Below are 25,008 nucleotides of genomic sequence, written 5' to 3'. Positions count from 1 at the left end.
ATAAGTATCCAGGCATTATACAGCGTCAGAGATGTAAGCTCTATCTGAACTGTAGACATAAAAAAAAACGGGTAACCCGAAAGTTACCCGTTTCTTTTTTTACTGCTAAGGAAAAGTGATTATTCCATATTAGCGTGTCTGTATCGCATTTCTTCTTCAGGAATACCTTTCTCATGGATAAGATGAGAAACGATGGCTTCCAAGAAAATCAATGTCGATAATTCAAACATAGTACCCATAGGCATGCCCTTAGTAGGAGCAAAGCTATCGTCGTTACCAATTTGAATTGTTTTGTCCGCTATATCACCAATCGTTGAACTTGCTTTTGAGCAGATTAATACTACTTTAGCGTTCTCTGATTTAGCTTTGTTCGCGAATGAAACCAACTGAGTTGTTTCACCTGAACCTGAGATAACGATTAATAAATCGCCTTCACGGATGCTAGGTGTGCTGATTTCACCTTGAACGTATACGGTGTAACCACTATGCATCAACCTCATACCCAGGAAGTTACCAACAAGACGTGAACGTCCGGCACCTGTAATGAAGATGCGTTTAGCATCATCACACATAGCAACGAATTCAGCTTCAAGAGAACTGTCAGTAGCCCCTAAAATATCAGTGATTTTGTTTACAACTAGATCACGATGCATTGTCATTTTTCTAATCCTTATGCTGCGTCAACTAATGCACGCAGTTCTTTTGCAGATTCAGCTGGAGATGGAGCGCCGTAGATAGCCGCACCAACAACAACGATGTCAGCACCAGCTTGAACTGTGCTTTGGATTGTATCTTTGTTGATACCACCAGCAACAGAAACTTTAACGTTCAGACCTAAACCAGCGATAGTTTTAAGATCTTCAAAAGGTGTTTGACCTGCAGCTTGTGCGTCAAGACCAGTGTGAACACCGATGATGTGTGCACCGTTAGCAGCAGCTTCTTTAGCTACAGCAGCTTTATCTTCAACACCGATTAAATCGATTTGAGCTTCAGCGTTGTTAGCGTTAGCTGCTTTGATAACGCCTTTCATTGTAGCCATGTCAGAAGCACCTAAAACTGTAGTGATGTCACCACCAGCTTCAAAGAAAGGAGTTGCTTCGTATTCACCAGCGTCCATTGTTTTCAGGTCAACCAGAATTTTTTTGTCTGGGTGAGCTGCTTTCAATGCTTTAACCAGTTTCAAACCGTTGTATTTAATACAAGGTGTACCGATTTCAAGGATATCGACATATGGCGCTACTTGTTCAGCCAGAGCCATTGTTGCGTCAAAGTCCAATGAGTCAAGAGCCATTTGGATTTCAGCCATGTTACATACTCCTAATTTATAGTAAAAATTATTGTTATCACGCTTGCTTAGGTGAAGCGGGACTATATGCAGAAATCAGTGACAAGTCAATTTCACTGACCCTGCTGCATTCGGGCCCACTCACAAATGGAGTGGGCTGAATACGGGGAAATTTAATTCTGATGAATTAGCTTTCCAGTTCTGCAAGACGGTTAGCCAGCAACTCTTCAAGAGTTTCAAGTGCTTTAGCAAAACCATCAATACCTTCTTGTAACTTTTCAGTTGCCATGCGATCTGCTGCGTGCATAGCTTTGAATGTTTCTTCAGTCATATCGATGCGTTCAACATCTGATGCTTTGGCATCTTCAACATTTAACTTACGTGGTAAGTCACCTTCAGTTGAGTGTAATTCGTCCAGTAAAGCAGGAGAAATAGTCAGAAGATCAACACCTGCTAATTCAGTGATTTCACCAACGTTACGGAAGCTCGCACCCATTACTTCAGTTTCTAAACCAAATTTCTTGAAGTAGTTGTAGATGTGAGTAACAGAAACAACACCTGGATCTTCTGCAGGTTCATAAGAATCACGACCAGTGTCTTTTTTGTACCAGTCAAGAATACGACCTACGAAAGGTGAAATCAGTTGGATACCATTTTCACCACAAGCAACAGCTTGGTGCAGACCAAATACCAGAGTCAGGTTAGTGTGAATACCTTCCTCTTCCAGTACTTTAGCAGCCATAACACCTTCCCAGGTTGCTGCGATTTTGATCAGGATACGCTCACGTGAAACACCAGCTGCTTCGTATTGAGCAATCAGGTCACGGCCTTTAGCAATGGTCGCTTCGGTGTCAAAAGACAGACGAGCATCAACTTCTGTAGATACACGACCTGGAACGATATCCAGAATTTTCAGACCAAATGAAACTGCTAAACGATCAAATGCGAGTGAAACCACTTCTGATGCAGGCGCGTCAGCACCTAATGTTTCACGAGCTGCTTTCAATGTGTCATCAACAATACCTTGGTATTGTGGCATTTGAGCTGCAGCAGTAATCAGTGAAGGGTTAGTTGTAGCATCACGAGGTGTAAATTTTTCGATAGCTTGAATATCACCAGTATCGGCGACAACAACGGTCATTTCCTTAAGCTGATCAAGTAAAGTAGCCATGTTTCGTACCTTTAATTTTTAAGTTAAAAATTAACAGCCATCGCATCTAACGCTGACTGTATGGTTGATTTTATTGATTATTATGTCGGCAAAGCCGGGATGTTGCCCGGCTTTGCCATAAATCTTTAGTGTGTAAGGTCAGGTTTAACCTTTGTTTTGAATATAACGTTCAACACCTGTCATTGGTTTTGCTTGTGCTTTATTACGAATATATTGCTCAACACCTGTTAACACTTTTACAGATGTGGTTTTATTTCTAATATATTTTTCAACACCAGTCAGTTTTGAACCGCTATTTGCTTGGTTTCTGATATAGCGTTCAACACCTGTCAAACCATCATTTGCTGTTTTTGCTGCTGGGCTTTGCTTAGCGCTGCTGGTTGGAGCAGGACTAGGACTTGATGAAAACAGGCTTTTAAAAAATCCACAAACTGATGCAAAGAAACCTTTATCACTCATAATATTATACCCCTGTTACATTTTAACCCCATCTGCCCAACATAACGAGGTTGGTGCAACGGGTAAATTACTATTTTAGATTAATCGTGGCAAGTCGGAAAAACTCAAGCAAAAATGCCAGAAGTCGACATGCAATACGATTAATCCGTTTGAATTTGAGATTGGCCAATTAAAATCATAATTATTATCAATGACCAATAACCACTATCTTACCTGATTATTTAAATTAATAAATTAATCAGGTGAGCATGAAAAAAAACGAGTGGTCAACGACCACTCGTTTCATTTTCTGCTTAACGCAATGCTAGTGCTTATGCTGCGTCAACTAAAGCACGTAATTCTTTAGCTGCTTCAGCTGGAGAATCCGCACCGTAGATTGCTGCACCAACAACAACAATTGTCGCGCCAGCGCGAACAGTGTCTTGAATAGTGTTTTTGTTCAAACCACCAGCAACTGAAATGCGAACACCTAAGTTTAAGCTAGCGATGTCTTTCAGATCAGCGAAAGGTGTTTGACCTGCTGCTTGAGCGTCAAGACCAGTGTGAACACCGATGATTTGAGCACCGTTACGAGCTGCTTCAGTTGCAACTGCTTTTTTGTCTTTAACACTGATTAAGTCGATTTGAGCTTCAGCGTTGTTAGCGTTAGCTGCTTTGATTACGCCGCCCATTGTCGCTTTGTCAGAAACACCTAATACTGTACAGATGTCAGCACCTGCTTCGTAGAATGGAGTTGCTTCGTATTCACCAGCGTCCATTGTTTTCAGGTCAACCAGGATCAGGTTGTTAGGGAATTTGCTTTTCAGTGCAGTAACCAGTTCAAGACCGTTGTACTTGATGCATGGTGTACCAATTTCTAAGATATCGACGTAAGGAGCAACTTGCTCTGCAAGCGCGATTGTTTGATCGAAATCCAGAGAATCCAGTGCCATTTGAATAAGTGCTTTTGCCATGCTGACATGCTCCTAATTAATTTAATTTATGAGTTATTACGTTGAAAATACGCTCGCAGACTATAAAGCAGATCAACAGATGCTGTCAATTTTTGACTCAATCTCGACATTTATCATCATTTTTATCACTAGACACAATGATTTGCAGTATGCGACTCTCTGTGACCAGATTGTATAGTTGCGAGGATATATTTTGAATACAGAATCTGCGGTCTATTTAGATAACGTGGCTGGTCTAATTATCGATATGGATGGGGTGCTATGGCATGGTAATAAAGCGATGCCCGGATTAGGGGACTTTTTTCAGTTACTGAGGAAAAAGAAGCTACCTTTTGTATTAGCGACGAACAATGCCAGTTTGACTCAGCAGCAATATATCGAAAAATTATCCTCAATGAATATTGAGGTCGAGGCTAAGGAAATTCTGACTTCCAGTATGGCCACGGTAAGTTATTTATGCGAACACTTACCCGCTGATAAAAAACGTGTATTTGTTATTGGTGAAGACGGGTTAAAACAACCCTTATTGGAAAATGATTTTGTACTGACCGATTTGTATGAAGTAGACCAGCCTGAAAAAGGAATCACGGGTCGAACAGCGGATATTGTTGTATCCGGACTTGATCGCACATTAACGTGGGATAAGTTGGCAACAGCGACATTAAATATTAATGCAGGCGCTGCTTTTTATGCGACAAATTCGGACTCCACTTTGCCTACCGAGCTTGGTGAAGTGATGGGTAATGGTGGCGTGTTAGCAGCGCTGGAGTCAGTCACCGGCGTGAAACCGATATCTATTGGTAAGCCTGAACCTATCTTGTATGAACAGGCATTAAAAATTTTAGGCACGACAAAAGACACCACCATTGCCATTGGTGACCGTCTTAATACCGATATTCTGGGAGCCGTTAATGCGGGAATCCGTAGCGTGCTGGTTTTAACCGGCGTGTCTTCGGCTGAGGATGTTAAGCAGGTTGATTATGAGCCAACATGGATTTTGGATGATTTGGCAGCATTAACAAAAGCCCTGGAAAATTAAAGAAAACAAAAAAGGAAGCGAGAGATGAAAAAATTGATTAATGGTGTGGAAAGTGTTCTTGAAGAAAGTTTGAATGGTTTTGCCAGAGCGCATAACAATATTATTCAATTCAATCATCAGCCCCATTATGTCACTCGAAAAAATAAGCCTGAAAACAAAGTGGCTTTAATCTCTGGCGGTGGCGCTGGTCATGAACCATTGCATACTGGGGTGGTAGGAAAAGGTATGTTAGATGCTGCTTGTCCTGGGCAAGTATTTACCTCTCCAACACCCGACCAAATGCTGATGGCGGCACAAGAAGTGGAAAATGGCGCGGGTGTTTTATTTATCGTTAAAAATTATGCTGGCGATGTGATGAACTTTGAGATTGCCGCTGAAATGTTGGATTGTCTACACGAAACGGTTTTGGTGAATGATGATGTGTCTTTACCTAAGAATCATAGTACTGGACGCCGAGGAGTGGCTGGCACGTTAATTGTTGAAAAAATCGTGGGCGCTGCAGCAGAAGCCGGCGCCGATTTAGCTGCCTGTAAACAGCTGGGTGACAAAGTCGTCAATTCTACTGCCTCTATGGGAGTGGCTTTGACCAGTTGTACCGTGCCAGCGTTAGGACAGCCTACATTTGATATCTCGGATAATGAAGTCGAAATGGGGGTTGGGATTCATGGTGAGCGCGGTCGTGAAATCATGAACTTAACGACTGCTGATGAGTTAGTTCAGATACTGGCTAAAGCGATTGATGAGGATTTGCAGCCAGCGAAAGGACAGCGCGTGTTACTACATGTGAATGGCTTTGGGGCGACACCATTAATGGAGCTTTATCTGGTTTATGATTTGGCGGCACAGTTTTTTGAAGAGCGTGGTATAAAAATTGTTCGATCACTGGTGGGAAATTACACTACGTCTCTGGATATGGCGGGTTGCTCAATTACCTTAACGTTGATGGACGATGAAATGCTGCAATATTGGGATGCCCCTGTTCATACTGCAGCATTACGTTGGGGGATTTAGGTTTTGCTGAGTTCGTCAGCAATAACACAGAGAATTAACTGAGAAGTTCTGGCGCCTGCGTCGATGTGGCCGCGGGCGCGCTCACCCAAAAATGATGCTCTTCCCTTGGTTGCCAGCATATCTTTGGTCGATTGCATGCCTTGTGTAGCGGCAGTTTTAATATTGCTTAAAACAGTCGTTTTATCTGCATTTTGTTTGGCATCACTTTGCAATGATTGCATGACTGGAATCAGGGTATCCAGCATGGTTTTTTCACCGATATCGGCCTTGCCTCGGGCTTTTATGGATTCAACACCCGCCGAATAAATAGCTGTCATTCCATTTAGGTCCAGTTCCTGCTCTTTGGTCGCTTTTCCCATACTCACAAACATTGAGCCGAGTAAAGAGCCTGAGGCTCCGCCCATGGTGGACATGAGTGTCATGCCAATTTTCATCAAGGCGGCTGACCAATCAAGCTGAACCAGTTCATCATTCAGTTTAGCAACAGCTTCAAGTCCACGTAACAGATTGGTGACATGGTCACCATCACCTATTGCACGATCCAGTGCGGAGATTTCTGCTTCATTGTTAATAATTTCAGATTGAATCGCTGCGATGAGCGGTGGGAGAAAGCTTGTATCAGTCATGTTTTGGCCAGTGATTTTATTGCAAAATATAAAACTACTGAATCCATAGCATTCGGTCAACTGACAACGAGAGTAACAATAGCTTTAAGTTTGTTTGGGCGGTAGAGGGTGGATCGGGGGAATAATATCGGCGTTCAATAATAGTCGGCCGTAGACAACACCACGTAGCGTAATCATTTTGTCAGCGATCATGTTCAGGCGATTAGCTGGACCTTGTACCAGAATGACCGACAGTGTGTTGGTATGGGTTAAATTGACATTGAGGTTGCTAATCACTTCATCAATATATTCGTATTGGAGATCATGGAGACGCTTTTGCAAGCCTGGGACTGAATGGTTATAAACCAGATTAACCGTACCCGTCATCACGGTATCGCCTTGTTGAGCACGGTGCTCATTAATTTGTAAATTGATCATGTCACAAATGGCTTGAGAGCGACTTTCAAAACCACGCTTGCTGACCATCTCATCCAAACCTTCTAAGAGACTTTCTGGTAAGGATATGCTGATACGGCTGACTTTTTCTTTGCTCATACGAACTCCTGGCGTATGTCATCATTATTGTTTAGTGATATAAGGCTATCACCCCAGCTTTTGGCTGGGGTGATACCTTTCTCTGTCTAAAATAAATGACTGTAGCGTTCAACTTCCCATGCGCTAACCACCGTGTGATATTCATTCCACTCGGCTTGTTTATAGCGAATAAACTCGTTTCTCAACTCACTACCCAATACTTCTTCTACAAAGGGATCGGCAGCGAATGCCTGAATCGCTTCGTCAAGCGTTCTTGGTAAGAACTGAATACCTAATTCTTCACGCTCCGCTTCGGTTAATTCATACAAATTACGTTCCTGAGGTTTGCCAGGATCAAGCCCTTCTTTGATGCCTTCCAGGCCAGCAGCTAAAACTAAGGCAGCTGCAAGGTATGGATTGACAGCGCCATCCGCATTACGAGATTCACAACGGCCACCACCCATAGGAACGCGAACCGAATTAGTGCGGTTATTTGAACCAAATGAGTTAAAGACCGGTGCCCAGGTGAAGTAAGGCATATCACCTTGGCGAACCAAACGTTTGTATGAATTCACTGTGGGGGCAAACACTGCACACAAAGCAGGGCCATGTTTTAAAACACCGGCGATGAATTGATAACCTAACTTGGTTAAACCTAAGCCGTGCTCATCTTCTTCAGGTTTGCACTGGAACAGATTGGCTCCTGTTTCCAGATCATAAAGCGACATATTGAAGTGGGCGCCCGTGCCTGTTTTGTTCGAGAAAGGTTTAGGCATGAATGTGGCTAACAGATCTTCCTGTTTAGCATATTCTTTTGCCATCATCTTCAAGAAAGTAAAGCGGTCACAACTGGTAATGGCATCAGCATAGTTAAAATCGAACTCGAACTGAGCGTTGGCATCTTCATGATCGAAGGAATAAAGTCCCCAACCGAGATCATCAATGCTGGTGGCCATTTTATCTAACCAACTGAAATTACTTAAAAAAGCACGAGTGTCGTAACATGGCTTTTTCAATTTATCATCAGGATCGGGAACGGATAAAGTCCCGTCGGCATTTTTCTTCACCAGATAAACTTCTGCTTCAATACCCAGATTCATGCCATAACCCAGCTCTTTTGCTTGCTCGAGTACCGACTTAAGTAACACACGAGTACTCAGCATATACGGCTTTTTGTAAAGCGTATTATCGGCTGGCATCCAGGCTATTTCAGGCTGCCATGGCATTTGTATGATGTGATCAAGATCCGGCACAGAAGCGATTTCATCGTCATTAGGTTGTTGGCCCAAGCCATCCACGGCATAACCAGTGTAAAGTTCTGAGCCATGCGCCATATGATGTAAATGAGAGAGCGGCACGACTTTACCTTTAGGAACACCGTGGATATCCACATAGGTGCCCATGCAGTATTTCACGCCTTTACTTTTTAACTCTTCTTGTATTTTTTTGATTTCATCATCAGTTTTGATGTTAATCATGAGATTACCCTTCTTTGGTTAACGGTTTATAAGAGAGACTGGTGGTAGCTTTGATCAAGCGGCGGTTGTTCCTTAATTGCTCTCATCACCAGTTGAGATAAGTCTTCACACATCCATGAAAAAAGTGCTTCACCATCCGCTTTGGTTGCTGTGGATGGTTTGCCTGTCACACCATTTAAGCTGGTGCGATTGACAGGGTGGCTGAACACGCAGCCATCGGTTCGGTCCGGATCGTCAGCGTCGAGTAATTTATCCTCACGCACTAACTCGGGATGTAAAGCCATCATCAAGGCTGTTTCAGCCTGATTGGCATGCCAGTCTTCCGCATCGTCATGATGGGCTTGTCGAACTCGTTCTGAAATTTGAGCAGTATGCACAAGGCCGATCATTAAGTCGTCATGACGTGCTCTGAGCATTTCCAGCGCACAGCGAAGCGGTGCAGCATTTGTCACATGGCCATTGATAAGTAACAACCGTTTAATACCTGAAGACGCCACCCAATCACCGATATCTGAAATAACATCAATCAGTGTTTTAGGATTAAGCGCCATGGTGCCGGGCCAGCGTTTTGAGTGGCCGATTGAGCAACCATAGGGTTGTGTCGGTAATAAAATGACAGGTGTTTGTTTTGCGACTTCTTTACACAAGGTGTCAGCAATGGCTGAGTCCATACCGCAACCCATATGTGGTCCATGCTGTTCAGTTGCGCCAACTGGAAGTAAAGCCGTATCCACGCCACTTTTGACAGCTTCTGCGACTTCTTCCCAGGTCATTTGTGCTAATTCATACATTAGAAAACACTCCCAACTTCATCATTTACCGGCACCATGCGAACAAGATTCAGATGATCGTCATCATCCTCCTGTTTGGGAGGATGAATCAGTTCCTCCAAACGTTTTTTGGTAGCGATAAATTCAGGGGATAAAAATTGTTCCGGATGCCTCGGTTGTGGAACGGCGACTTCAATGACTTCTTGTACTTCGCCTGGATTCGCTTTCAGCACCAGAATGCGATCAGCCAAGTAAATGGCTTCATCTAAATCATGGGTGATAAAAAACACCGTGACATCGATGTTTTTCCATATCTCCATCAGGTAAGCCTGCATTTTGCTGCGTGTTTGTGCATCAAGTGCACCAAAGGGCTCATCCATCAACAGCACTTTGGGTTTATTGGCTAATGCTCTGGCAATCGCCACCCGTTGTTTCATACCGCCAGAGAGTTGATGTGGATAGCTGTTCTCAAAGCGTGACAAGCCAATTAACTCGATCCACTGTCTGGCTTCCGCTTCTGCCGTGCCTTTGTCATAGCCAGACTCAATCAGACCAAACATGATATTTTTCTTGACGGTTAGCCATGGGAACAAGGTGTAACCCTGGAATACCATGCCTCGCTCTGGACCGGGTTTATCAACCACTTTTCCATCCAGTCTTACTTCGCCTTCCGTAGCTTGTTCAAGGCCCGCCAGAATTCGAATTAAAGTCGATTTACCACAGCCTGATGGTCCAATGACGCAGACAAATTCACGTTTATGGATAGTCAGGTTAATGTCTTTCAGGGCGGTAACAGTGCCATGTCGGCTTTGGAATGTTTTGCTTAATCCCGCAACTTCCATCGTCATTGGACGCTTTTTGATGCGGGCGAAACGATCCCGGACAGCCTCTGACTGAACGCGATAATCGGGTAAGTTTGATTCACTCATATCGGGCTCCTAATTTGCTTTTTGCCATGGGAAAAGACGACGGCCAAACCAGGCGAGTAATAAGTCAATGGTGAGACCTAAAATGCCGATCATCATGATGGCGGCAAACACATTGTCGAAGTTTTTGTAACGAGCTTGCTGAGTGATAAACCAGGTGATGCCTGAGCTGGTACCGATCAACTCGGCCACAATCAGGTAAGTCCAGGCCCAGCCGAGCAGAATGCGAGTATCCCGATACAGATCCGGCAAAATGCCTGGTAGCACAATGCGAAACAGCATCGAGCGATTGTTGGCTCCCAAGGTTTGGCCTGCTTCAAGTAAAGCCGGGTCCAGCTTTCGGGTGGTATTTGCTACGATGAGTACTTGTTGAAAAAAGGTACCGATAAAAATAATCGCTATTTTGGGGGCCTGATAAATTCCCAGAATCGCCACCGCTAGGGCACCAAAAGCAGGTGCAGGTAAATAGCGAAAGAATTCGATAAAGGGCTCAAATAATCGAGAGAAAAAGTCATAGGTCCCAGCCAAGACGCCAAGGGGAATGCCTATGATGGAGGACAAAAGGAATCCATAAAAAATAACCTGAATACTGCTCCAAAGACTTTCATGTAACCAAAGCTCACTGCTGCGTTTGGGCTCGGTAGTAAATGACGTATAGAAAGCAGTGACTACTTCATGTGGTGCAGGTAAATAAATCGGATTGGCCGGTATACCCTCTGGTATGGCCTTGCCTGCATTAGTAGCTTTGTCTAGCTCAGCATTAAAAACAGTTTTATCGACCAACATGCCTTCACGAAAGTAACTCACTGAGCCGGGTGAAGTGACTTCCATTTCTGGATGCCAGATAAATGGGACGTAGCTCACTAGACACCAGGTAAGGATAGGTAAAATAAAGCTACTAATAGTGACCAATTGCCGACTACGTGGCTCGAGTGGTTTATTAACTGAAAAGAGTGACATAAACAGTACCTTTGCTATTTTCAGACAACACGATCCCCTGCCTGGTCATGACATAAAATTTCAGGATGAGGGGAGGCACCGGTGGATGACCGGTGCCAGCTAGTCTCTTATTCGCCTAGTAAAAGAGAGGGATCGATGTAATCATCGACAGTCTGTTTATCGGCATAGACTTTATTGTCAACATTAAACTGGTCTGCAATTTCAGTTGAACCATACAAAGAGCCGAAACCATCCGCTTTTTTCATAAAGCCCTGCGCCTCTTCTTTGGTCAAAATCTTTGTACCATCAATAAAGGCTTTATAAACTTCTGGTTCAACACCAACCCGTGCGGCCATAATGCTGATCGCGTCATCACGTGTTTTTGGATCATTTAAGTAGTCAACCGCCATATACCAGGCATCAATGACTTTTTTCCACTCATCTTTGTGAGCCGCTAAGCTTGATGGTGATACCGCGAGCACATCATAGATCAGGCCTGGTTCATCAGCACTGGTGTAGATAGGTTTAGAACCTGGAACCAGTTGCAAAGCCTGACCTGAGTTTGGTTGCCAAGCACCGATGGCATCAACTTGGCCTGATGCCAAGACTTGTGGTGTTTCATTGGTCGGGACATTGACCAACTGAACATCACTTTCTGTCATACCGGCTTTTTCCAAGCCATTTAGAAGCAATAAATGATCAACAAAGCCCAGTTCAACACCGACTTTTTTACCTTTCAGAACAGTGATGGAATTGATGCCTGGAGCGCCTACAATCATATCGTTACCATTACTGTAGTCATTAATCAGGATCATCACGTTTTGTGCGCCTGTCGCTCCTGTTACCAATGCATCACCATTAGTCATAGTAACCGCATCTAACTGACCGGCAGCAAAGGCATCCATACTGGCAACGTAATCAAACCATTCAAATTGCACATCCACACCCACTTTCTCAAACATGTGCTTTTCGATAGCAATTTCCCAGGCAACCCAGCCTGGCCAGTCGCTGTAGCCGATCTTAAGTGGTTCAGCACTGGCATTACCAGCGAGTAATAATCCTGCGAAAACAGATAGAAATAATCTTTTTTTCATTTTTAGATACCCCAGTTAGTATTACGATTTACCAATTTGGTAATACTGGTGTCTGCAGTATATGTGCCAGTAGAGGAGGGGATTAGTGATTTTCTGGAGAAAGGTTGGTGAAAAATAATGTGAAATACTTAATTGAAAGCAGTGATAGTCAGCCTTTCCTGTAGTTTCAATGACTTAGAGTTAGGTGGTGGAAATAAAAAAGTGTTGTGATATCGATTATGTCGAAATGATGAGAGTTGATAGCACTGTACTAAAAAGCACCGTTTATTTTTAAAAAGCCCCAAAAGTGCGCACTGAATTTTAAAACAGCAGAATTGAGTAAAGCGTTTTAGGGGGGGCGACCTAATAAAATAGATAGTGTAAATAAAAAAGACAGATATAAAAAAAGCCCCAACCCGAAGGTTGAGGCTCTTTTATTAAGCTTTGAATCAATTCAATTGAATTGTTTCAGATTAGCTTACCAGCTGATGAAACCACCCAGAGATAATACATCAACTTCATCATCAGAAGACTGAACGTGGTATTCAGTTTCCATTTTTGAGTATTCAGCAACCAGTTTCAGGTTAGCTGTTACATCATGATAAATACCAACAGTTGTCATTTTGTTTTTATCAAGGTCAGCTACTGTACCGAAATCTGTGTTAGAGCTGTCTCTATCAAGTGTTGATTCACCGTATGATGCTGCAACAAAAGTTTGACCACCGAAACGGTAACCTAACTGTGCATAGTAACCATCACCATCACGTTCGACATTATCAGCACTAAATGCACCCAAACCAAGACCACCAATACCTTGGCCTTCATTGTCGTAGTATGAAGCTACTGCTTCAAAACCACCCAAGATTAATTGACCACCAACAGTGTAGGCATCTGTGTCACGGTCGGACACACCATTCACTTTAACTTTTTGAGTCATGCCATCTAACCACAGTTTCATAGAACCGCCATCAAATGCTGTTGCATAACTTAAAGATGCTTCATAACGAGCCTTTTTTTCATAAGCAGTGCTGTCATAATCAGCTGGTTGTAATAAATCATCACCATCAGCTACAGCTACAGCTACTTTAAAGCCGTTCATATCTGGCGTGGTATAACGAATTTGTGAACGCCAGTTGGCATAGTCATAACCCCAACCGATACGACCTAATGACGTTTGTCCAGTGTTTTGATTACCAGCTGCAGTAACACCGGTTGCACCAACACCGTATAAAGTTTGGTCTAACAGGATGTTATTCGCAGCGTAAAGACCTAAGCCTTTACCTAACATGACTTGACCGAAAGAACCATCAACAGTGGCGAACGCTTCACGTTGCTCCATCGAGCCGTCACCTTCCAAAGCACCGTCTGGATAGCTGCCATTGTTAGTTGATGGCGAGATTGAAACACGTGCTGCCACTTTAAGGCCATTGATTTCAGGCATTGCCACGTTAAAACCAAAGAATGTAGGTAACAGACCGTTAGCTACTTGTTGGTTATCTTGGTCAAATGCACCACCAGCGCTGTCTTGGTCGCTAGCGATAAAGAATTGGTTGATGTTACCGTCAACGCTGAATTCGTAGCCGTTTTCACCACCGACAACGATTGTCGCGTTAGCTGCACCAGCAGCTGTTAATGCTGCTGCACCGACTAATGTAGCCAGTGTTGATTTTTTTAATAATTTCATTCTGTTTCACCTTCTAATTGTTAACAGATTACTTTAAGTCTCTCTCGTAACCGGAGTTTGTCTCGGTTGTTAGCTATTTTGCATATAAAAAAATCTATTGCAACACTTTTACAACAATTTTTTTTATTTTGACGAGAAAATCACATTTCTGTGTTTTTTTTACCACAGATATTCTGATATCTGTTAACGAATGTATTGATGCATTGCGGTCTGAGGGGCTGGGTATAAAACGATAATTTGTTGTGGAAAATATACAACAGAAATAACAGGCAATAAAAAACCCAGCTTCTTTTCAGAAATCTGGGTTCTTTAGAATTCATGGTGGCTCGACCTGGAATCGAACCAGGGACACAGGGATTTTCAATCCCTTGCTCTACCAACTGAGCTATCGAGCCGATAAGGGTGCGTATTAAACCCTCTGGCAGTAATGATGTCAAGGGGAAATCATCATTAATTCTATTCCGGACTTGTCCGGTGAAGAGGGGCATGCTCTAATGACCAGCTATTTTTATTGATTATTCAATGGATAACTGAATGTCGGCATCAAGTAAAAAGTGGTTCTGGTCGTTGATAATTCTGGCTGCTCTTACGTTTATTGTAGTGGGGTTTTTATCGGATACATCCTGGACTGAGCGATTTAAAACGTTTATTTCCAGTCAGCACCAGGCGGATAGTGATGACGACGATGACGAGATTGAACAAGACGATGATGTAAATCGGCCTTTGATTGTCAAACTAGATGAGGAAACAGCCCCTTATACTGGTATCCAAACGCTTAAGCTGACTAAGAGCTTATTGTTCCCTGAATTTAAAGCCTATGCAGAAGTGGTGGATATTCGTGAGCTGATTCAATGGCGCTCACGACTCAATCAGCTTCGTTCGGCTGTCACCATCGCAAAGGTGACGGAAAATGCAGATCGACTCGAGTGGGAAAGGTTGAAAAAGTTGGCTAAGGGCACTGGAAGTGTAGCCAGTAAAAATGTGATTTATGCAGAAACCAGTTGGCGCGAGGCAAAAGCCAATCTTGAGTCTGCGGAGTTTCAGCTGGAAGATGCTAAAACAGAGCTTATTCAAAGTTGGGGCGAATCCATAGCTAACTGGGTCATGGATAAATCGTCCAAAGAGCTGGAGAGACTAATCAATCGTCACGACACATTATTGATGGTAACCCTGCCGATGGAATCGTCTTTACCAGCCGATGTGAATGTGATTCGGGTTTCACGTGCGGGGGATCGTGCATCAGCAAGAAAAGCCTATTTCGTTTCCCCAGCCTATATCAGTGCAAAACAAATTCAGGGTGAAACCTATTACTTCCGGATCGCGACTGGCAAGCTTCGTCTTGGGATGCGTTTGGATGCCTGGATTCCAGAGAATAGTGATCCTGATTCTGGTTTCCACATTCCGGATGAAGCGATCGTCTGGTATTCAGGGCAACCGTGGGCATATATCCAACTGGATGAGACCAGCTATAAACGCATTCCTTTGAGTGATGGCAAGCTGGTCGCGGGTGGCATTTTTATTCAGGATGAGTTTGAAGAAGGAAATCAACTGGTGATTTCAGGCGCACAAATGTTGTTATCCGAAGAGTTCCGCTGGCAGATTCATGATGAGGACGATGATGATTAAACACGTCTTCTCTAATTGTCTGCTGACCGAGGTGTAGCTGTATGTTGTCTAAAGTCGTTGCTTTCTCAGTGCGCTTTCGGGGTGTGGTCGTGGCGTTAGCCTCCATGCTATTGATCTATGGCATATATAAGCTATCTAATTCCAGCCTGGATATCTTTCCAGAATTTGCACCCAAACAAGTCATTATTCAAACAGAAGCGCAGGGGCTGACGGCTGAGCAAGTCGAAGTGTTGGTGACCCAGCCTTTAGAAAATGCCCTGGGTGGGCTGGTGGGTATGGAGTCTATCCGCTCACAATCTATTCCCAGCCTTTCGGTACTGATTCTGACGTTTTACGACAGTACAGATATTTATCTGGACAGACAGTTAGTGTCTGAACGCTTGTTAGGCTTGAAAGACGCTCTGCCTGCAGGTGTTGGGTCGCCATTAATGGTGCCGTTAGAGTCCTCGTCGGGCACGATTATGACCATTGGTCTGACCTCGGACTCACAAGACTTAATGACACTGCGCTCACTTGTTGACTGGACGCTTGCTCCGCGGTTGTTGAGTGTTGATGGTGTGGCAGATATCAATGTGTTTGGTGGCCATGAACGCCAATTGCAAATTCAAATCGACCCCAGCAAATTAGCGAAATATGGTATTTCGCTCGATGAAGTGATGACTGTGGCGCAACAAGCCACCGGCATTATGGGCACGGGCTTTATTGAAAATCAGAATCAGCGGATGACCATTCAAGTCAGCGGACAACCACTTAATGCCAAGCAGTTAGCCAAGGTTGTTGTCAGAAAACAGGGAAATACTGTTTTACGGCTGGGTGATATTGCAGTAGTGAAAGAAGCGCCAGCGCCCACAATCGGTGGTGCAGCTATTGGTGGTAAACCAGCTGTTGTGCTGATGGTGATTGGTCAGTACAAAGCCAATACGCTGGCGGTGACCGAAGGTATTGAAGCGGCTTTAGATGAGTTCAAAGATGGCTTTGCTGCGGAAGGTGTGGTCTTGCATGATGACTTATTCCGGCCTGCAAATTACATCCAGACCTCCTTGCATAATATTCAAGAGCATCTGATGGTCGGTGGTGGGCTGGTCATGCTGGTGCTGATTTTGTTTTTATTTAATATCCGTACCGCTGTTATTTCGATGACCGCCATTCCTCTGTCATTATTTACGGCCATGATTGTGCTGTTAGAGTTTGGCATCAACATCAATATTATGGTGTTGGGTGGCCTGGCGATTGCGCTGGGTGAAGTGGTGGATGACGCCATCATTGATACTGAGAATATCTTTCGTCGCTTACGACAAAACGCGCTACTCGCGAAGCCAAAACCTGCGATGGAAGTGGTGTATCAAGCGTCGATGGAGGTACGGAGTTCCGTCGTCTATGCCAGCTTTATTGTGATGCTGGTATTTGTGCCCTTATTGACCTTGAGTGGGGTTGCCGGGCGAATGTTTGAGCCGTTGGGTGAAGCCTATATTCTGGCTATTTTTGCCTCATTAGCGGTGGCATTAACGGTAACCCCGGCGCTTTGCCATATCTTGCTGACCCGGGCGGGAGATGTCAGCCATGATGAACCACCGTTGGTTAGGATGATTAAACCTGTTTATGGCCGTCTTTTATCATCGATAAGCCGTTTTCCAAGAGTGACATTATTGGGTGTGCTTGGGTTTTGTTTAGCGGGCTTAGCAATACTGCCTTTTTTAGGAGGAAGTTTTTTACCCGAGTTACGAGAAGGTCATTACATTATTCATACTGCCAGTGTGCCTGGGACATCCATTGAAGAATCCTTGCGAATCGGCGGCCGTATTGAGCAACGTGTGGCGGAAATACCCGGTGTTCGTTCAACGTCACAATGGGCGGGGCGTGCTGAGCGTGGTGCGGATACCTTTGGTACCCACTACAGCGAGTATGAAGTGGATCTAGAACCGATGGATGGTCCATCACAACAGCGGGTTCTGGATGAAATTCGTGAGATATTAGAAGCGTTTCCCGGGGTGAATTCAGAAGTGAATACGTTTTTAACCGAACGTATTGATGAAACGATTTCTGGTTATACCTCACCGATTGTGGTGAATATTTATGGCAAAGATCTGGATGCTTTAGATCAGACAGCACAAGAAGTTGCCAAAGTTATCAGGGATATTGATGGCGCAGCAGATGTACAGTTGCGCGCGCCACCTGGCGAGCCTCAGCTTGAGGTACGGCTCGATTTAGACAAACTGGCCTATTGGGGCTTACGTCCTGCGCAGGTGATGCAGGCTGTTAAAACAGGCTTTGATGGCGCCGTAGTCGGTCAGGTTTATGAAGGCAATCAGGTGTTTGATGTGGTTGTGGTTCTGCCTGAAAGACTACGTCGACAACCCCAACAATTAAGAAATTTACCCATTCAGACACCTGATGGGGTGATGTTGCGCTTGCAGGATATTGCGACCATTCAACAGGTCTCTGGACGCCATATGATTCAGCATCGCGGATCGCAACGTTTGCAGACCGTCACTGCCAATGTCACCGATCGTGATTTAAGCTCTTTCTTTACTGAGCTTAAGCAACGGGTTCATAAGGAAGTGGCATTTACAGCGGATATTTATCCCGAATTTACGGGCGCAGCGGTAGCACAAGCACAATCGCGAGAGGATTTAATTGTGCATTCCACCTTGGCGGGTGTAGCGGTGTTATTGTTACTTTTTGTGGCATTACAAAGCTTTCGTAATATGTTGCTGGTGTTAATCAACTTACCGTTTTCTTTAGTCGGCGGCGTGCTGGCCGTCGTATTAACGAACGGCGTCTTGTCTATCGGTTCATTAGTCGGTTTTGTCACCCTTTTTGGGATTACCTTGCGTAATGCGATTATGTTGGTGTCACATTATCAATATATGGTGAAAGAAGAAGGGGCGGAATGGAATTTGGATACCGCCATTCGTGGTGCTCAGGAGCGTTTACCATCGATTCTGATTACCGCTTTAGTGACGGCGCTGGCGATGTTACCGATTGCAATGAACTCAGATAGCCCCGGCCGTGAAATCATGGGACCCATGGCCAGTATTATCATTGGCGGCTTGATCTCATCGACGATATTGAATTTACTAGTGCTGCCAAGCGTGATGTTGCGCTATGGACGATTTAACGCTGACAAGGAAAGCGAGTCAGGTGTAAACACTGTTTAATCAAATGGGATTAAAAAGGCCACGCCAATAATCAGCAACACAACGACAAAAAAGGCGATTTCTAAAATCATCAGTGAATAGCAAACGTTTCTGCTTGTTTGTTTCGTTGATCAGCAAAGAATTGATAGATTTGTTTTAACTCATCATTGGAGAAATGAATCAAAATCAGTTGCTGTCCAGGATAGATAAGATCCGGATTATGCCCCATCGTGCTGGTGGTGTAGTTATAGATGTAGCTGGATTCCACTTTATTATTCAGTATCTTGCCAAGAAATGAGCTTAGGCCGGTGGGTAAAGGTTCATCGGCATCAGCAGGAATGGTGACTCGGACCAAATCTTTATTAATGCCTATGCCTTCAAGGGTTAGGCCCTGGCGAAAACGCTGAATCAAACCTGACTGAATAATGCCCCATAATCCCTGACGATCGGCTTCGGTAACGCGATGCAGGTAAAACAATGCGTTGTCATCCAAACCTCCGGATTTGACAATATCATTCACTGACAACTCGATAGAGCCGCGATCGATTTCTGCGTGAATGGCCTGCTTGGGGGAGAGTTCGGATTGTGATAATTGACCAATCGTGGTTTTTTTCTGAATGGGCTGTTTGTTAATCACGGTAATTTGTGCATTTTTATCGACATTATTATCGTTTATTAAATCTATCAATGGGCTTTGTTGCTGGCTGCCGTCAGCTTTTTCTATGGTGACAATCGTGTTTTTATCTTCAGTGCTGTCATCAAGTGCCTGTATGGTCGTCTGTTGTTTTTCGGTCTCGGTGTATTCGATGGTGACAGGGGTGTCAGGACTAAGGCTTTTATCGGCTAGTAGCTGACCGATAGTTGTGTCACGTTTTTCTACTTTTGGAATCACAATCGTACCGTCTTTACGGACGAACTCACCCTGTTTGCCATCCAGCGTGACAGCTTTACTACCCAGGTGGTCAACAAATTGTTCAGCTTCTTTCTCAGTAATCGCTTGTTGATCTTCGGGAGGTGCAACAGGTTCGATGGTGACTTCTTCTATTTGCGGATCTTCAATTTCAATCGGGGGCGAAACGGTGTGCTCGGTGCGGGAGGGTTGTAAGTCAGCAAAAAGTAAATACGCCAATCCGACCAGTACGATTAAGGCAAGAATAGCCGGGACAAGGGATGGGGCTGAACGAGCAGACTTAGCCATAATAGTTCTCTCTGAAGTTATGTCATTATTATGAAGATGAGAATAAGCCAGTCAGTAAGCTGGGATCAAGTTTACGATAGCACTGTGTTTTTTCAATGCTATTACTGAGTACCTGTTCGATAATCGGTTTTGCCTGTTCAAGGTTATGGATCGGATTATCCGGTATTAAGCGTATCAGTTCATCGGTGATTAACGCGTCACTATCGCTGCTTTTGTCATCGAGTATTGCTGCTAAGCGGCTAACTAAATCAGGCAAGGCGACTTGCGATAAAAGAAATGGAATACGTTTAATTGTCAGCGAAGTGTCATCCACTTCAAACTCAATGCCATAAGAAGATAAACGGGTTTTAAAATTCTGGAATTTATTGATGTCTGAGACGGACAGCGGAAAACAAAGAGGGACTAGAATCGGCCTGGAGCTCACAGTGTTGTTGTGAATAGCTTGCTTAAACTGTTGTTGGCGAATACGTTTGTCCGCTTGTTGCAGATCAATCAGCGCCGGTTCTGGAGCATGAACAACAATAAAACGGTTATGTAAAATCGATGCGGCTGACCAGTCAGCTCGAACCGTCATCTTATTTTTAAGACTGGCCGATTTTTCTATCGTTGTTGTTTCTGCCTGATATGTCGACGCCTGCTCATTGATGTGTATATTTTCTGGCAGCGTTAATTCCGTCTGACGACTATTTTCTTCTTTAGTTTCTTGTAGTGCTTCCTGAATTGCCTTGTTGATAAGCCCATGGATTAAACGTGCATCTCTGAAACGGACTTCATGCTTGGTTGGATGAACATTGACATCAACACGGTCTAACGGCATGGTCAGGTATAAAACATAAGCTGCCTGGCGACCAGATGGCAGCAATTCGCCATAGGCTTGACGAATGGCATGATTAATCACCCGGTCCTTGATCACACGGCCATTGATGAAGAAATATTGCACATCGGTTTGAGCTCGGTGGGCAGAGGCTTTGCTGACCCAACCAGATAAATGAATGTCTTCAAAAGACTGTTCCAGGTAGTTGGCATCACGAACAAAGGCCTGACCACAGATTTTTACCAGTCTTTGTGAGTACGTATCAGCTGACTTGAGTGCAGGTAATTTAATCGAAGTCTGTTCATCAAAACGGGCACTGAAACCAATATCAAAGCGACTTAATGCGAGTCGATAGAAGGTGGTAATAAGATGGTGAAGCTCGGTTTTATTGCTTCGCAGAAAACGACGACGTGCCGGTAAATTAAAAAACAGTTCCGCGACACTAACGGTGGTGCCATCTGGATGAGCTGCTGGCTCTGGCTGTAACTGATCTGAACGCACTTGCCAGGCACAGTCTTGTTCGGCTTGCTTGGATGTGAGGCTTAAACGCGTCACTGAAGCGATACTGGGTAATGCTTCACCACGAAAGCCTAAGCTACCGATCACGCTGAGTTGTTCGCTGCTATGTAATTTACTGGTGGCATGACGACTTAAGGCTAAAGCTAAGTCTTCAGGGTGAATGCCACTGCCATTATCGGTGACTTTAATCAGTTGGCTTCCCGCGCCTTCAATGACGATATCAATTTGGCTTGCATCGGCATCAATACTGTTTTCAACAAGCTCTTTGAGTACGGAAGCGGGACGCTCAACGACTTCACCAGCCGCAATCTGATTGGCTAAATGAAGTGGGAGAGCGTGAATTCTGGTTTCGTTCATACGCTAGAGTTTAACGTATGGATTCAAAGAGGTTTAGGGGATTTTTAACACATCACCAATTTGAATTTCGGATGAGGCCAGATTATTGACTGATTTAATGTCTGCCATTTTGACCTGATAGCGCTGAGCAATCATGCTTAGAGTATCACCACGGCTCACAATATGTTGCTGCGGCATACTGGTTCCTGGCAGGGGGTTTTTTTGAAAATAATTACGAATGCCGACCATCATCGCATGTGCCAGTTTATTTTGATGGTTAGCATTTTTCAGTTTCTGCTCTTCTTCCGGATTAGAAATAAACGCTGTTTCAACCAGAATAGAAGGGATATCAGGCGATTTGAGCACCACAAAGGCTGCGGACTCTACATGCTTTTTGTGTACATGCCCTACGCGTTTTAGACCGGATAATACGGTTTCAGCGACTTCCAGACTGCCTTCCAAACTCGCCGTTTGAGAAAGGTCGAGTAACACCGACGCTAATAAATCGTCTTTATCTTCCAGACTGATCCCACCTGCTAAGTCAGCCGCATTCTCGCGGTCAGCAAGGATTTGAGCAGCCTCACTACTGGCACCGCGGCTGGATAGCACATAAACCGAAGAACCTCTGGCATTGCGGTTAGTGAAGGCGTCAGCATGGATAGAAATAAACATATCGGCGCCATTTTCGCGGGCACGACGAATACGTTGTCTTAAGCTGATAAATACATCACTGTCTCGTGTCAGGTAAGAACGCATTCCCGGTTCTTTATCCACCAGGTAGGCAAGCTTTTTGGCAATAGACAGGACAACGTCTTTTTCTTTGGTGCCATGAGGACCTAATGCGCCTGAATCCTGGCCGCCATGGCCGGGGTCGATGGCAATAATGATGTCCCTTCGCGGCAGAATTTTATTGGTTTTAATGATTTTTTGTTGTTGTTCAACTTTATTTGTCACGGTGGCAGCAGGCTTATTCAACGCTTCATCTTTGACTGCAGCAATGGATTGTTTGAGCTGGGCGTTTGTATAGCTTAAATCGACGACTAAACGGTTCGGATAATCTTTTTGTGGCGGTAAGGACTGAACCTGATATTGCACTTCATGTGCTAAATCCAAGACGACGCGCAGTGTGTTTTGATCATATGCGGCATAACGCACGGCTTTAATCGGTGTATTAATTAACGATGGTATGGTTAATTTGTCGCGTTGCTGAAAGCCTTTCAAATCGATGACCAGACGATCAGGATTAGCTAATGTAAACGCTTTGTAGCTGACTTTATTATCAAGATCAAAGACTAAACGGGCACTCTGGTTATCAGCAGATACACGAAGACCTTGAATCGCATCAGCCAAAGCAGGCACTGAAACATATAGTAGAAAAAAACTTAGCAGGAGACGGACCATCTCAACACCCTTATGATCACTTGGGGGTTATTTTCTCTTTGCTTAAAATTAAAATCAAGTTTTCTTTCTAAATAAATGAGATACAAAGGAAAGTTGAACTATTTGTGAAGTTTTCCACAGACTTCTTCACCCAAAGCTGTCATCGCTTGAATATCGACCTGTCTTCCTTTGGATTGATACGTCAATTGAATCATCAGATCGGGTGGCGGTAAAAAATCCTGACCCCGTTGAGCCCACTCGATCAGTGAAATGGCATTTGTGTGGAAATAGTCATCGATGCCCATAAACTCGAGTTCACCTGGGTCACTCAGCCGGTATAAATCAAAATGATAAATATCACGGTTATTGAGCTGATAATGCTCAACCAGGGTATAGGTCGGGCTTTTGACATTGCCCTGATGACCTAAAGCCTGCACAAAGCCGCGGGTAAAGGTGGTTTTCCCGGCGCCGAGTTCACCTTCAAGATGGATAGTAAAAAGCTGGGCAGGCGCAACTAAGGCGAGTTCTCTGCCTAAATCAAGCGTAGCTTGTTCGTTGTCGAGGTATCTATGCACGTTATTTTCTTATTTTGAGTTCAACAGGTGGCGGAGGTGAGGTAATAAGTCTAATGCCAGTAATCCTCGCTCTCCATGTTCTTTAGCCGCTCTGTCGGCTGCCATACCGTGAAGTATGACACCAAGGCTGGCGGCGTCAAAGAGTGACATTTTCTGCGCGAGTAATCCGCCGATAATGCCGGTCAAGGCATCTCCCATACCACCACTTGCCATACCTGGGTTGCCCGCGGTTGAGACTAGCGTTGTTTGACCATCACAAATCAGTGTGCCGGCGCCTTTAAGCACGACCACACCGCCATATTTTTGTTGAATTTGTTTAACTGCCTGAAAGCGATCGGCTTCTATCTCACTGCTGTTGGTGCCGAGTAACCTGGCTGCTTCACCTGGATGGGGCGTGAGTATCCAATTGGGCTTGTTATGGGGATGCTGACTTAATAAATTTAAGGCATCAGCATCAATGACCATCGGCTTATCTGTATTGATAAGTGTGTTAAATAAGGTTTCAGACCATGCATTTTGGCCCAGTCCCGGTCCAAAACTTATCACTGATGCTTTCGCTAATGGCGATGTTAAGTCATCAACTGAATGAATGGCTTTAACCATTAACTCCGGGCGGTCAATATTTAACCAGTTGGCATGTTCAGGATGTGTCGCAATGCTAATAAGCCCCGCCCCTGTTCGCGCGCCAGCTTCTGCACAAATCCTGGCTGCACCTGACATTCCCTGATTACCACCCACAACCAGTAAATGCCCAAAGTCTCCTTTATGGGCTGAGCGTGCTCTCGGGCTTAGAAGTGACTGATAATGTTCGAACAGAGCCAGTTTGGTTGCAGTAGGAATTGTTTCGTATACCGTATCCGGTGCATCCAAATCATTAAAATAAATGCAGCCAGATAGATTAGGTCCATCCCCAGTAAACAAGCCCTGATTCAAGCCTAAAAAACTAACGGTAACATCAGCCTGAACCGCTACTCCCATAATCTTTCCAGTATCCGCATTCAGACCGGAAGGGATGTCGATAGATAACACCGGAGTGTGGGTCTTAGCATTCACGGCTTCAATCGCTTTTGCATACTCTCCAGTGACCGGGCGATCCAAGCCTGTACCAAATAAGGCATCAACGAGGACGTCAGCGTCCTTGATGTCACCATTAAATGGTTGTGCTTGTTGGCCCGTGCTCAAAAAGCCTTGCCTGGCCTTCAAAGCTTCTTCACTCATTTTATCGGGATTACCCAGTTCGATAACATCGACATTGAAACCCTGATTAATGGCTTGATGCGCGAGATCGTAACCATCACCACCATTATTACCGGCACCACACAGCACGATGATGTATTTGGTCCGAGGCCAGGTTTTGACCAAAATATCCAGAGCGGCTTTTGCCGCACGCGACATCAGTTCGCTACCGCTAATGTGATGATCTTCAATGATGCTGCGATCAATTTCACGGGTTTGCGCTGCTGTATATAAATTGTCCGGCAGTGTGTGCATAAGAT

The 25,008-nt window shown here is 44.4% G+C and carries 22 protein-coding genes and 1 tRNA gene; 4 read left to right on the top strand and 19 right to left on the bottom strand.

Going from position 1 to position 25,008, the window contains the following annotated elements; translation table 11 throughout:
• Positions 1–119: 119 nt before the first annotated feature.
• The 5 genes from hxlB to hxlA (AC13DA_RS06870) all read right to left on the bottom strand — a co-directional run bounded on the left by hxlB (position 120) and on the right by hxlA (AC13DA_RS06870) (position 3,868).
• On the bottom strand, positions 120–659 hold the full coding sequence (gene hxlB, locus AC13DA_RS06890; protein WP_007147030.1) for a 6-phospho-3-hexuloisomerase: 540 nt from the start codon (positions 657–659) through the stop codon (positions 120–122).
• A gap of 11 nt (positions 660–670) precedes the next feature.
• Positions 671–1,306: a 3-hexulose-6-phosphate synthase gene (hxlA, locus tag AC13DA_RS06885; RefSeq protein WP_007147029.1), complete on the bottom strand. Its 636-nt coding sequence runs from the start codon at positions 1,304–1,306 to the stop codon at positions 671–673.
• 166 nt (positions 1,307–1,472) lie between these two features.
• Positions 1,473–2,456 (bottom strand): transaldolase, encoded by a 984-nt coding sequence (locus AC13DA_RS06880; protein ID WP_007147028.1) that lies wholly within the window; start codon positions 2,454–2,456, stop codon positions 1,473–1,475.
• Between the two features lie 144 nt (positions 2,457–2,600).
• Positions 2,601–2,915, bottom strand: a complete 315-nt coding sequence (locus AC13DA_RS06875; RefSeq protein ID WP_007147027.1) for a hypothetical protein — start codon at positions 2,913–2,915, stop codon at positions 2,601–2,603.
• 311 nt (positions 2,916–3,226) lie between these two features.
• Positions 3,227–3,868: a 3-hexulose-6-phosphate synthase gene (gene hxlA, locus AC13DA_RS06870; RefSeq protein WP_007147026.1), complete on the bottom strand. Its 642-nt coding sequence runs from the start codon at positions 3,866–3,868 to the stop codon at positions 3,227–3,229.
• Between the two features lie 193 nt (positions 3,869–4,061).
• Between hxlA (AC13DA_RS06870) and AC13DA_RS06865 the strand changes: the two genes are divergently transcribed.
• Positions 4,062–4,907, top strand: coding sequence for an HAD-IIA family hydrolase (locus tag AC13DA_RS06865; protein ID WP_284451675.1), 846 nt, complete (start codon positions 4,062–4,064; stop codon positions 4,905–4,907).
• Between the two features lie 24 nt (positions 4,908–4,931).
• Positions 4,932–5,918, top strand: coding sequence for a dihydroxyacetone kinase subunit DhaK (dhaK, locus tag AC13DA_RS06860; RefSeq protein WP_284451676.1), 987 nt, complete (start codon positions 4,932–4,934; stop codon positions 5,916–5,918).
• On the opposite strand, the gene dhaL is transcribed toward dhaK, so the two are convergent.
• The 9 genes from dhaL to AC13DA_RS06815 all read right to left on the bottom strand — a co-directional run bounded on the left by dhaL (position 5,915) and on the right by AC13DA_RS06815 (position 14,322).
• The gene (gene dhaL, locus AC13DA_RS06855; protein ID WP_284451677.1) at positions 5,915–6,544 is read right to left on the bottom strand and encodes a dihydroxyacetone kinase subunit DhaL; all 630 of its coding nucleotides are present in this window, start codon (positions 6,542–6,544) and stop codon (positions 5,915–5,917) included. The two genes, dhaK and dhaL, sit on opposite strands and share 4 nt — an antisense overlap.
• A gap of 84 nt (positions 6,545–6,628) precedes the next feature.
• The gene (gene nikR, locus AC13DA_RS06850; protein ID WP_007147022.1) at positions 6,629–7,078 is read right to left on the bottom strand and encodes a nickel-responsive transcriptional regulator NikR; all 450 of its coding nucleotides are present in this window, start codon (positions 7,076–7,078) and stop codon (positions 6,629–6,631) included.
• An 86-nt stretch (positions 7,079–7,164) separates the two neighbouring features.
• The gene (gene glnT, locus AC13DA_RS06845; protein WP_273178589.1) at positions 7,165–8,535 is read right to left on the bottom strand and encodes a type III glutamate--ammonia ligase; all 1,371 of its coding nucleotides are present in this window, start codon (positions 8,533–8,535) and stop codon (positions 7,165–7,167) included.
• 26 nt (positions 8,536–8,561) lie between these two features.
• Positions 8,562–9,326 carry a creatininase family protein gene (locus AC13DA_RS06840; protein ID WP_007147020.1) on the bottom strand — a complete coding sequence of 255 codons (765 nt, stop codon included), beginning with the start codon at positions 9,324–9,326 and terminating at the stop codon, positions 8,562–8,564.
• Positions 9,326–10,234, bottom strand: coding sequence for an ABC transporter ATP-binding protein (locus AC13DA_RS06835; protein ID WP_284451678.1), 909 nt, complete (start codon positions 10,232–10,234; stop codon positions 9,326–9,328). Before AC13DA_RS06835 ends, AC13DA_RS06840 begins: the two co-directional genes overlap by 1 nt.
• Positions 10,235–10,243: 9 nt before the next feature.
• A complete protein-coding gene (locus AC13DA_RS06830; protein ID WP_284451679.1) occupies positions 10,244–11,191 on the bottom strand; it encodes an ABC transporter permease in 948 nt (315 codons plus the stop codon).
• A 107-nt stretch (positions 11,192–11,298) separates the two neighbouring features.
• Positions 11,299–12,264 (bottom strand): ABC transporter substrate-binding protein, encoded by a 966-nt coding sequence (locus AC13DA_RS06825; protein ID WP_284451680.1) that lies wholly within the window; start codon positions 12,262–12,264, stop codon positions 11,299–11,301.
• A 457-nt stretch (positions 12,265–12,721) separates the two neighbouring features.
• A complete protein-coding gene (locus AC13DA_RS06820; RefSeq protein ID WP_273178597.1) occupies positions 12,722–13,927 on the bottom strand; it encodes a porin in 1,206 nt (401 codons plus the stop codon).
• Between the two features lie 319 nt (positions 13,928–14,246).
• Positions 14,247–14,322, bottom strand: a tRNA-Phe gene (locus tag AC13DA_RS06815).
• Positions 14,323–14,461: 139 nt separating this feature from the next.
• Here AC13DA_RS06815 and AC13DA_RS06810 point away from each other — a divergent pair.
• Together AC13DA_RS06810 and AC13DA_RS06805 are read left to right on the top strand one after the other, a co-directional pair.
• A complete protein-coding gene (locus tag AC13DA_RS06810) occupies positions 14,462–15,553 on the top strand; it encodes an efflux RND transporter periplasmic adaptor subunit (protein ID WP_284451681.1) in 1,092 nt (363 codons plus the stop codon).
• 41 nt (positions 15,554–15,594) lie between these two features.
• A complete protein-coding gene (locus tag AC13DA_RS06805; RefSeq protein WP_284451682.1) occupies positions 15,595–18,711 on the top strand; it encodes an efflux RND transporter permease subunit in 3,117 nt (1,038 codons plus the stop codon).
• 70 nt (positions 18,712–18,781) lie between these two features.
• Here AC13DA_RS06805 and AC13DA_RS06800 read toward each other — a convergent pair whose 3' ends face one another.
• From AC13DA_RS06800 to AC13DA_RS06780, 5 genes are all read right to left on the bottom strand, one after another.
• A complete protein-coding gene (locus tag AC13DA_RS06800; RefSeq protein ID WP_284451683.1) occupies positions 18,782–19,888 on the bottom strand; it encodes a hypothetical protein in 1,107 nt (368 codons plus the stop codon).
• Positions 19,889–19,916: 28 nt separating this feature from the next.
• A complete protein-coding gene (gene mutL / locus AC13DA_RS06795; protein WP_284451684.1) occupies positions 19,917–21,578 on the bottom strand; it encodes a DNA mismatch repair endonuclease MutL in 1,662 nt (553 codons plus the stop codon).
• Between the two features lie 33 nt (positions 21,579–21,611).
• Positions 21,612–22,958 (bottom strand): N-acetylmuramoyl-L-alanine amidase, encoded by a 1,347-nt coding sequence (locus tag AC13DA_RS06790; RefSeq protein ID WP_040576642.1) that lies wholly within the window; start codon positions 22,956–22,958, stop codon positions 21,612–21,614.
• A 98-nt stretch (positions 22,959–23,056) separates the two neighbouring features.
• The gene (gene tsaE / locus AC13DA_RS06785; protein WP_007147010.1) at positions 23,057–23,512 is read right to left on the bottom strand and encodes a tRNA (adenosine(37)-N6)-threonylcarbamoyltransferase complex ATPase subunit type 1 TsaE; all 456 of its coding nucleotides are present in this window, start codon (positions 23,510–23,512) and stop codon (positions 23,057–23,059) included.
• Positions 23,513–23,521: 9 nt separating this feature from the next.
• On the bottom strand, positions 23,522–25,003 hold the full coding sequence (locus tag AC13DA_RS06780) for an NAD(P)H-hydrate dehydratase (protein WP_284451685.1): 1,482 nt from the start codon (positions 25,001–25,003) through the stop codon (positions 23,522–23,524).
• Positions 25,004–25,008: the final 5 nt, after the last annotated feature.

The organism is Methylophaga sp. F-2, assembly GCF_056859315.1.
This window is presented reverse-complemented; position numbering and strand designations above follow the sequence as displayed.

Coding starts and splice junctions, on each gene's coding strand:
- AC13DA_RS06880 (WP_007147028.1), bottom strand. CDS start 2,456: ATGGCTACTTTACTTGATCAGCTTAAGGAAATGACCGTTGTTGTCGCC.
- AC13DA_RS06830 (WP_284451679.1), bottom strand. CDS start 11,191: ATGTCACTCTTTTCAGTTAATAAACCACTCGAGCCACGTAGTCGGCAA.
- AC13DA_RS06800 (WP_284451683.1), bottom strand. CDS start 19,888: ATGGCTAAGTCTGCTCGTTCAGCCCCATCCCTTGTCCCGGCTATTCTT.
- AC13DA_RS06780 (WP_284451685.1), bottom strand. CDS start 25,003: ATGCACACACTGCCGGACAATTTATATACAGCAGCGCAAACCCGTGAA.
- dhaK (WP_284451676.1), top strand. CDS start 4,932: ATGAAAAAATTGATTAATGGTGTGGAAAGTGTTCTTGAAGAAAGTTTG.
- mutL (WP_284451684.1), bottom strand. CDS start 21,578: ATGAACGAAACCAGAATTCACGCTCTCCCACTTCATTTAGCCAATCAG.
- AC13DA_RS06790 (WP_040576642.1), bottom strand. CDS start 22,958: ATGGTCCGTCTCCTGCTAAGTTTTTTTCTACTATATGTTTCAGTGCCT.
- hxlA (WP_007147029.1), bottom strand. CDS start 1,306: ATGGCTGAAATCCAAATGGCTCTTGACTCATTGGACTTTGACGCAACA.
- AC13DA_RS06875 (WP_007147027.1), bottom strand. CDS start 2,915: ATGAGTGATAAAGGTTTCTTTGCATCAGTTTGTGGATTTTTTAAAAGC.
- AC13DA_RS06840 (WP_007147020.1), bottom strand. CDS start 9,326: ATGTATGAATTAGCACAAATGACCTGGGAAGAAGTCGCAGAAGCTGTC.
- AC13DA_RS06810 (WP_284451681.1), top strand. CDS start 14,462: ATGTCGGCATCAAGTAAAAAGTGGTTCTGGTCGTTGATAATTCTGGCT.
- AC13DA_RS06805 (WP_284451682.1), top strand. CDS start 15,595: ATGTTGTCTAAAGTCGTTGCTTTCTCAGTGCGCTTTCGGGGTGTGGTC.
- hxlB (WP_007147030.1), bottom strand. CDS start 659: ATGACAATGCATCGTGATCTAGTTGTAAACAAAATCACTGATATTTTA.
- hxlA (WP_007147026.1), bottom strand. CDS start 3,868: ATGGCAAAAGCACTTATTCAAATGGCACTGGATTCTCTGGATTTCGAT.
- AC13DA_RS06820 (WP_273178597.1), bottom strand. CDS start 13,927: ATGAAATTATTAAAAAAATCAACACTGGCTACATTAGTCGGTGCAGCA.
- glnT (WP_273178589.1), bottom strand. CDS start 8,535: ATGATTAACATCAAAACTGATGATGAAATCAAAAAAATACAAGAAGAG.
- nikR (WP_007147022.1), bottom strand. CDS start 7,078: ATGAGCAAAGAAAAAGTCAGCCGTATCAGCATATCCTTACCAGAAAGT.
- AC13DA_RS06835 (WP_284451678.1), bottom strand. CDS start 10,234: ATGAGTGAATCAAACTTACCCGATTATCGCGTTCAGTCAGAGGCTGTC.
- AC13DA_RS06825 (WP_284451680.1), bottom strand. CDS start 12,264: ATGAAAAAAAGATTATTTCTATCTGTTTTCGCAGGATTATTACTCGCT.
- dhaL (WP_284451677.1), bottom strand. CDS start 6,544: ATGACTGATACAAGCTTTCTCCCACCGCTCATCGCAGCGATTCAATCT.